The sequence below is a fragment of the Actinoallomurus acaciae genome (assembly GCF_042429965.1).
GTDB lineage: Bacteria > Actinomycetota > Actinomycetes > Streptosporangiales > Streptosporangiaceae > Actinoallomurus > Actinoallomurus acaciae.
Genome location: NZ_JBHLZP010000378.1, coordinates 1 through 7,957, shown reverse-complemented (window position 1 = coordinate 7,957; position 7,957 = coordinate 1). Strand labels below are relative to the sequence as shown.

Genomic DNA, 7,957 nt, shown 5'->3' with positions numbered 1-7,957 from the left:
CAGGGCGGTGCCGCCGATGACCGCGTTCGCGGCCGGCGCGGTGAACGGGCCGGCGAGCAGGCCCGCGCCCAGCAACGCCGCCGAGGCGACGGCGGCGAGACGGCGTGGGAACAGGGGCATGGGGGGACCTCCGTTCGGATGGGGCAAACCTAGCGGTACCGGACACCGTGCGCGAGCCGATGAGGAGACCGTCCCTTCCGCGCCAGGTCCGCCGCGCGCTCGGGGGAGCCGCCCCGCGGTCGCTCAGCGGTACGTGCGCCCGGTACGGCTGGAGAACCGTGCGGTGAGGCCGCGCGGGATGAGCCGGCCGGCGCCGACCAGGGCCTTGTACTGCAGGCCCGGCACGCTGACCGTGAGCCCGCGGCGGAAGTCGCGCAGGCCGGCGGCGACCACGTCGTCGGCGTTCAGCCAGAGCGCCGAGGGCAGCCGGGACATGTCGATCCGCGCCCGCTCATGGAACTCGGTGTGCACGAACCCCGGGCACAGCGCCATGACCGGCACGTCCGGAAAGTCCTGCGCGGCCGCCTGGCTGAAGCTCACCACCCACGCCTTCGAGGCGCCGTACGTGCCGCGAGGGAAGAACGCCGCCACCGACGCGACGTTGATGACCCCGCCGCGGCCCCGCTCGCGCATCGCGGGCAGCGCCGCGTACGTCAGCCGGAGCACCGCCTCGCAGTGCACCCGCAGCATGGTCAGCTCGTCGCGCAGCGGGACGTCGAGGAACCGGCCCTTCTGCCCGAACCCGGCGTTGTTCACGACCAGGTCGGCGCGGCGCGCCGCCTCCTCGCCCTTGACGATTCCCTCTTCCGTCGACAGGTCGGCGACCACCACCTCGGAGTCCTCGTACTCCTCGGCGGCGCGAGCCAGGCGCTCGGCGTCGCGGGCGAGCAGGATCAGGCGGAAACCGTCGGCGGACAGGCGGCGGGCGAACGCCGCGCCGATGCCGGCCGTCGCGCCGGTGATGAGTGCGGTGGGCATGCCGCGTACGTTACTGGGCCGTTCTTCCCGACTCACCCGGCCCGGTGCGAACCGAACCGGCCCGGCGTGCATCTACTCTGTTCGCGGAGCATTTCTGCGCCGCTCTGAGTTACGACGGGGGTAGTGCGGTGACGGGGATCGCGGAACGCATGCTGCCGCCCGCCGAGGAGACCGGCGGCCCGCGGCGGCACACCGGCCGCATACTGGCGATCGTCTGCGGGGCGACGGGCCTGCTGCTGCTTGCGCTCGTCGTCTTCCAGATGGTGCGCCCGCTGCCGTCGGCCAGGCTGCGCCTGGTCACGCCCACGAGCCACACGGTCCCCGGAGCGCTGCACCTGCCGTGGCCCGCCGCCGGCCAGGCGGTGCTCGAGGTCGACGGCGTCGGCCGGATGGGCGCCTCCGGCAGCGGGCTGCCGACGCCGACCGCCAGCGTCGCCAAGGTGATGACCGCCTACGTCTTCCTCCAGGACCACCCGCTCCGCACCGGTGAGGAGGGCCCGACGTACCGGATCTCCCCGGAGGAGGCCGCCCGCCTGCAGTGGCGCATCGCACGCGACGAGAGCCACGTCGACGTGGTGGCGAACCAGCCCTTCACCGAGCGCGAGGCCCTTGAGGCGCTGATGGTCGTCTCGGCCAACAACATCGCGCACGAACTGGCCCGCTGGGACGCCGGCGGCGACGCGCCGTTCGCGGCCAAGATGAACGCCACGGCGCGCCGGCTCGGCATGACCGCCACCCGCTACACCGACCCGAGCGGCTTCGACCCGACCACGGTCAGCACCGCCGCCGACCAGGTGCGCCTGTTCCGCGCGGCGATGCGCATCCCGGCCTTCGCCGAGGTGGTGAGCAAGCCGAGCTTCACGCCGCGGACCGGCGGCGAGACCCGCGCGGGCAGCGACACACTGCTCGGCTCGTACGGCGTCATCGGCGGCAAGACCGGCTACACGAGCCAGGCCGGCGGCAACTACGTCTTCGCGGCGCGCACGAGCGGCCGGCTGATCATCGGCGCGGTGATGGCCCAGGCGCAGGCCAGCAGCTCGGCCGTTGCCATCTCCGCCGCCCAGCCGCTGCTCGTGGCGGCGGAGAACTCCCTGACCCGCGTGACGCTGGCGCCACGCGGCGCCGTGGTCGCCCGCGTCGACGACGGCTTCGGCCACCGGATCCCGCTCGCCGCGACGACACCGGTCACGACGACGGCCTGGCCGGGCCTGACGGTACGACTGCGCGTCGAGGGCACGGTGCCACGCCACGCACGAACGGGCCGGACCATCGCGTCGATCGCGGCGGGCCCCGACCACACCCGCCTGCGACTGACCCGCCCGCTCCACACTCCGAGCCTGCTGAACCGCCTCACCCGCCTGATCTGAGCCGACTCCCGCGCGGGGTCGATTCCTGCGCAGGGCCGATCCCCGTGTCAGGGCCGGTGCGCGCGGGGGCTGGTCCGCGTGTCAGGGGCGATTCCCATGCCGGGGCCGGGCCCTGTGTCACGGGCGATCTCCGTGAAGCCGGTCCCCGTGCCAGAGCTGGTCCCCGTGCCAGGGGCGATCCCCGTGTGGGAGCCGGTCCCCCGTGCCAGAGTCGATTCCCGTGTGGGAGTCGATTCCCGCGCCGGGGCCGATCCCCGTGCCAGGGTCGATCCCCGCGTCGGGGTCGACCCCGTACCGGGGTCGGCGTTCGTGCCACGCTGTCGATGCTTCGGGAGCCGGGCCGTCACCGAGCTCGGGTCGGGGGTGTTCGTTCGCGGCGTGACATCGACCCACCCCCGCTCCTCGGAGTCCGTGTGCGGGCGTGTCGAGGTCGGCTGGGGCACCCGGCGGAGGCGCGGCGGCCGCGGTCGGGCCGGCGGAGCCAGCTCGCCTCCCTCGACAGGCGGGGACATGGTCCTGGCGGCGGGAGACCGGCGTCCCCCCCGGGGGGCCTCGATCACGCCGCCGACCGCGCGTGGGCCGCACCCGTGATGTGGTCCAGACATTGAGGCGTCCTGTGGTCGCGCTGGGGTGGTGGAGGCCGAGGTCGGTCGGGACGGCAGGGGGCCGAGGTCGGTTGAGTCGGCAGGGGGCGAGGTTGGCTGGGGTGGTAGGTCGGCTCTGGGGTGGTGCGTCGGCTGGGGTGGTGGGGGTCGAGGTCGGGGCGTCGTGAAGGAAGACGGTGGCCCGCCCGGCTCCGGCCCCGGCTGGTGTGTGGCGGAGTGTCAGGCCTTCACGCGGAAGTCGCGGGGGTCGGGGCGGCGGGTGGCGCGGCGGTAGGCGAACGTGTGGCCGGGCCAGTTGTTGACCATCTTTCCCTCGGCCGTCATGTACCAGCTCCGGCAGCCGCTGGTCCACACCGTACGGCGGAAGCGCCGCTGCAGCGCCCGGTTGAAGGCGTTCTGCACGTCAGCCCGCACGTCGATGTACGTGGCGCGGGTCAGCGCCCGGACGCAGCCGACGATGTAGTTGAACTGCGACTCCAGCATGTAGATGATCGAGTTGTGGCCGAGGTTGGTGTTCGGCCCGTAGAGCAGGAACAGGTTGGGGAAGCCGCTCACCGTGATGCCCAGGTACGCCTCTGCGCCCCCGCGCCAGGCCTCCTCCAGCGTGCGTCCGCCCAGGCCCCGTACGGTCATCGGGGCGACGAACCCCTGCGTGCGGAAACCGGTGCCGTAGATGACCGCGTCGACCCGACGCTCCCGTCCGTCGGCGGTGACCACGCCGTGTTCGGACAGCCGCTCGATCGGCGCGGTGACCAGGTCGACGTTCGGGCGGTTCAGGGCCGCGTAGTAGTCGTCGGACAGCAGGATGCGCTTGCAGCCCATGACGTACGCCGGCGTCAGTGCGGCGCGCAGGCCCGGTTCGGGGACCTGCTCGGCGAGCCGCCGGAGGAAGGCGCGCTCGACGAGGCGCATCAGGCGCGGCGTGGTGACGAACGCCAGGCCGCGCGCCTCGAGTCGCGTGTAGAGGTTCGCCCGGCTGAGCGTCCGCAGCATCGGCGCCCACCGCAGCAGGCGCCGCTCCCACGTCGCGTACGGCCGGTCGGCCTTCTCGATGACGTACGGCGGCGTTCGCTGGAAGACGTGCACCTGGGCCGCCTGCTCCGCCACGTGCGGCACGAACTGGATCGCGCTCGCCCCCGTACCGATCACCGCGACCCGTTTGCCGGTCAGGTCGTAGTCGTGGTTCCAGCGGGAGGAGTGGAAGGCCGTGCCGGCGAAGGCGTTCGGCTGGTCGGGGTAGGCGGGCCGGTTGAGCTGTCCGCACGCGGCGACGAGGGCCCGGGCGGTGAGCTCCTCTCCGGCGGTCGTACGGATCCGCCAGAGCCCGTGCTCCTCGTCGAAGGCCGCCTCCTCGACCTCGGCGCCGAACCGTGGCTCGATCCCGTACTTGGCGGCGCAGGCGCGCAGGTAGTCCAGGATCTCCTCCTGCGGCGGGAAGCGGCGTGACCAGTCGCGCCCGCGTTCGAAGGAGAAGGAGTACAGGTGGGAGGGGATGTCGCAGGACGCGCCCGGGTAGACGTTGTCCCGCCAGGTGCCGCCGAGGTCGTCGGCCTTCTCCAGCACCGTGACGTCGCGAACGCCCGCCCGGCTGAGCCGGATGGCCATGCCGATCCCTCCGAAGCCGGCCCCGACGATGACGACGCTGAGCGGTTCGGACATGAGCAGCCTCCCACCCGCATGAAACCAGAACGGGGTTCGGCTGGGAACCCCGCCGGGTCAGCGCTGCCGGTAGTGGAAGGTCACGCCGTACGTCCCCGCCTTGGGGGACTTGGCGACCTTGACGCCCGTGAGGACGAAATGCCCGATCGTCGCGCTGTGGGGGACGGTCGTGGCGGTGATCGTCCGGTGGGTTCGGTGGGCGACGTCCGTGATCGCGACGCGCATCCGACCGGCGTGCAGCGCGCCCGTGTGCACGCGGAGGCCGCCTGCGGTCTTCAGGCCGCCCGGGGTCTGCCACCACGTGGCCGCGTGGTGTTCGGCGCCGGCCGACGCCGAGGGGCTCGGGGACGCCTTGCGCGCGGCCGCGCGCTCCCGGCGCACCGCGCCGGCCGGGTCGCTGCACCCCGCCAGCATCCCGATCGCGACGATCATCGCCGGCAGGCCTGCGCCTCCGCGCATCACTCGTTGGAACACGAGGCAAACCCTATCGGCGTCGGCGCACCCCTTCGCGGGCGCCGAGCTTGGCCAGCAGGCGTACGAGGGTGTCGCGCTCCTCACCGGACAGTGTGCCGGCCCACAGCTGCTCGCGGTCGTTGTGCGTGGTGAACGCCGTGCGGATGGCCTCCTCGCCCTCGTCGGTGAGGCTGAGGCGTACGGCCCGGCGGTCCTTCTCGTCGGGCACCTTGCTCACCAGGCCGTCCCGGCTGAGCGTGCCGACGAGCGCGGAGACCGCCTGCCGGCTCATCCCGGAGAGTTCGGCGGCGCGCTTGGCCTCCATCGGGCCGGCGACCCAGAGCGTGAACAGGAGCCGGAACCCCGGATAGCTCCAGCCGCGTGGGCGGTGCACCACCGATTCCATGTCGTACACCACCATGTTCGTCACCCGGTAGAGGGTGAGGATGAGGCGCATGGCCTCCGGGTCGATCCCCGGGAGCCGGTCCCGGGTGCGCTCGACCGCGGCGTCGACGAATGACCAGAAGTCGAGGTCTTGTGCGGTCACGCACCACAGCTTAGAGTCGAATGCGAGAGTAATCAAAGCTTTGATTAATCGCGGGAGGCGAAATGCCCTATTACCGCGCAATCGGGGACGTTCCCCGCAAGCGTCACATCCAGTTCCGCCGGCCCGACGGAGGACTGTACGCCGAGGAGCTCATGGGGGAGGAGGGCTTCTCCTCCGACTCCTCGCTGCTGTACCACGTGCACCTTCCCACGGCGATCGTCAAGAGCGAGGGCGTCGACCCGCCCGCGCCCGCCGGCGGCGCGAGCCCGAACCACCCGCTGATGCCGCGCCACTTCAAGCCGCACGACCTGACCACGGGCGGCGATCCCGTACTCGGCCGCCGCCTGCTCATGGCAAACGACGACGTACGCATCTGCTACGTCGCCGCGGACGCCGACGGCGACCTCTACCGCAACTCCGTCGGTGACGAGTGCGTGTACGTCGAGAGCGGCACGGCCCGGCTGGAGTCGACCTACGGCGCGCTGGACGTCGGGCCGGGCGACTACGTCGTCATCCCGACCGGCACGATCCACCGTTTCGTCCGCACGGGAGGCGGCCTGCTGCGGATGATGGTGTTCGAGGCCTCTGGGCACATCCGGCCGCCGAAGCGCTACCTGTCGCAGTACGGCCAGTTCCTCGAGCACGCGCCGTACAGCGAGCGCGACCTGCGCGCGCCGGCCGAGCCGCTCGTGCTCGAGGGCGAGGACGTGCCGGTGCTCGTCCGCCACCGCGGCGGGCTGTCGCGCCTGACGTACAAGAACCATCCGCTCGACGTCGTGGGCTGGGACGGCTGTCTCTACCCGTTCGCGTTCAACATCCACGATTTCGAGCCGGTCGTGAAGCGTACGCACGCGCCGCCGCCGGTCCACCAGACGTTCGAGGGTCCCAACTTCGTGATCTGCTCGTTCTGCCCGCGGCCGTTGGACTTCCACCCCGAGGCCATCCCCATCCCGTACAACCACCACAACGTCGACTCCGACGAGATGATGTTCTACGTCGGCGGCGACTATTCGGCGCGTAAGGGATCCGGCATCGATGTCGGCTCGATCAGCCTGCATCCGTCCGGATTCACCCACGGCCCGGCACCGGGCGCGGTCGAGGGCGTCATCGAGGCGGTCCGCAAGGGACACACGGAAACGACCGAGATGGCCGTCATGGTGGACACCTTCCGCCCGCTGAACATCGGCCACCAGGCGTCATCGGTCGAGGCGGGAGACTACGCCTGGACGTGGGCGCGCTAGGACCTGCCGCGAAGCCCCACCGTCCTACCGGGCGGCGCGGACTTCCAGACAGGCCCGGCACGCCGGTCCTCCCGGGGTCCTAGGCCAGGACCGGGACGGCGGCGAGCAGCGTGCGGGTGTACTCGTGCTGCGGCGACGTGTACAGCTCATCCGCGTCCGCCAACTCGACCAGCGCGCCGTTCCGCATGACCGCCACCCGGTCGCTCACCTGCCGCACCACCGCCAGGTCGTGCGACACGAACACGATCGTCAGCTCGTACTCCTCCTGCAGGCCGCGCAGCAGATCGAGGATCTGCGCCTGTGTCGAGACGTCCAGCGCCGACACCGGCTCGTCGCAGACCAGCAGCTTCGGCCGGAGCGACAGGGCGCGTGCGATGCCCATGCGCTGCCGCTGGCCGCCGGAGAACTCGTGCGGGTACCGGTCGTGCCGCGCGGCGTCCAGCCCGACGCGTTCCATCAGCTCGCGTGCGGTCCGCAGCGCCTCCCGGTCGTCGGTGCCCTGCACCCGCAGCGGGTCGGCGATGCTGTCGCCGACGGTGCGCCGGGGGTTGAGCGAGGAGACCGGGTCCTGGAAGACCATCTGCAGGTCCCGGCGCACGGGCCGCAGCGCGCGCTCCGACAGCCGCGTGAGGTCGCGCCCGTCGAACACGATGCCGCCCGAGGTCGGCTCCAGCAGCCGTACGATCATCCGGGCGAGCGTGGTCTTGCCGCTGCCGCTCTCGCCGACCACGCCGAGCGTCTCGCCGCCCAGGATCTCCAGGGATACGTCGTCGACCGCCCGCAGCACGTCGCGGCGCAGCCCGCCGCCCGGCCGCCGGAACTCCCGGGTGAGCCCGGTCACCGTCAGCAGCGGCTCCTCCGAGGATGAGCCCGGGGGAACACGCTCGCGGCGGTCCGGGCGCGGCGTGTCGAGGCGGGGAACGGCCGCCAGCAGCGCGCGGGTGTACGGCGCGGCCGGCGCCCTGAGCACCTCGCCCACCGGCCCCTCCTCGACCGCCAGGCCGTTCTGCATGACCAGCACCCGCTCCACCGAACGGGACACCACACCCAGGTCGTGGGTGACGAGCAGCAGCGCCATGCCGGTGTCGGCCCGCAGCTCGTCGATGA

The 7,957-nt window shown here is 72.3% G+C and carries 7 protein-coding genes; 2 read left to right on the top strand and 5 right to left on the bottom strand.

Annotation, left to right across the window (positions count from 1 at the left end):
- Positions 1-243 precede the first annotated feature (243 nt).
- Positions 244-978, bottom strand: a complete 735-nt coding sequence (locus ACFFNX_RS35120; RefSeq protein ID WP_378210234.1) for an SDR family NAD(P)-dependent oxidoreductase — start codon at positions 976-978, stop codon at positions 244-246.
- A gap of 128 nt (positions 979-1,106) precedes the next feature.
- Here ACFFNX_RS35120 and ACFFNX_RS35115 point away from each other — a divergent pair, with 128 nt between their 5' ends.
- Positions 1,107-2,345 (top strand): D-alanyl-D-alanine carboxypeptidase family protein, encoded by a 1,239-nt coding sequence (locus tag ACFFNX_RS35115; protein ID WP_378210233.1) that lies wholly within the window; start codon positions 1,107-1,109, stop codon positions 2,343-2,345.
- Positions 2,346-3,169: 824 nt separating this feature from the next.
- Here ACFFNX_RS35115 and ACFFNX_RS35110 read toward each other — a convergent pair.
- The 3 genes from ACFFNX_RS35110 to ACFFNX_RS35100 are packed head-to-tail and all read right to left on the bottom strand — an operon-like array spanning position 3,170 to position 5,609.
- On the bottom strand, positions 3,170-4,609 hold the full coding sequence (locus ACFFNX_RS35110; RefSeq protein ID WP_378210232.1) for a flavin-containing monooxygenase: 1,440 nt from the start codon (positions 4,607-4,609) through the stop codon (positions 3,170-3,172).
- A 57-nt stretch (positions 4,610-4,666) separates the two neighbouring features.
- Positions 4,667-5,083, bottom strand: coding sequence for a hypothetical protein (locus tag ACFFNX_RS35105; protein WP_378210231.1), 417 nt, complete (start codon positions 5,081-5,083; stop codon positions 4,667-4,669).
- A 10-nt stretch (positions 5,084-5,093) separates the two neighbouring features.
- A complete protein-coding gene (locus ACFFNX_RS35100; protein WP_378210230.1) occupies positions 5,094-5,609 on the bottom strand; it encodes a MarR family winged helix-turn-helix transcriptional regulator in 516 nt (171 codons plus the stop codon).
- Between the two features lie 62 nt (positions 5,610-5,671).
- On the opposite strand from ACFFNX_RS35100, the gene ACFFNX_RS35095 reads away from it, so the two are divergent.
- Positions 5,672-6,850, top strand: a complete 1,179-nt coding sequence (locus tag ACFFNX_RS35095) for a homogentisate 1,2-dioxygenase (RefSeq protein WP_378210229.1) — start codon at positions 5,672-5,674, stop codon at positions 6,848-6,850.
- 79 nt (positions 6,851-6,929) lie between these two features.
- Here ACFFNX_RS35095 and ACFFNX_RS35090 read toward each other — a convergent pair.
- Positions 6,930-7,957: ATP-binding cassette domain-containing protein (locus ACFFNX_RS35090; protein WP_378210228.1), on the bottom strand; the 1,028-nt coding region annotated here is incomplete at its 5' end.

Excerpts from the sequence above, each read along its gene's own strand:
- ACFFNX_RS35120 (WP_378210234.1), bottom strand. The coding sequence starts at position 978 with ATGCCCACCGCACTCATCACCGGCGCGACGGCCGGCATCGGCGCGGCG.
- ACFFNX_RS35110 (WP_378210232.1), bottom strand. The coding sequence starts at position 4,609 with ATGTCCGAACCGCTCAGCGTCGTCATCGTCGGGGCCGGCTTCGGAGGG.
- ACFFNX_RS35095 (WP_378210229.1), top strand. The coding sequence starts at position 5,672 with ATGCCCTATTACCGCGCAATCGGGGACGTTCCCCGCAAGCGTCACATC.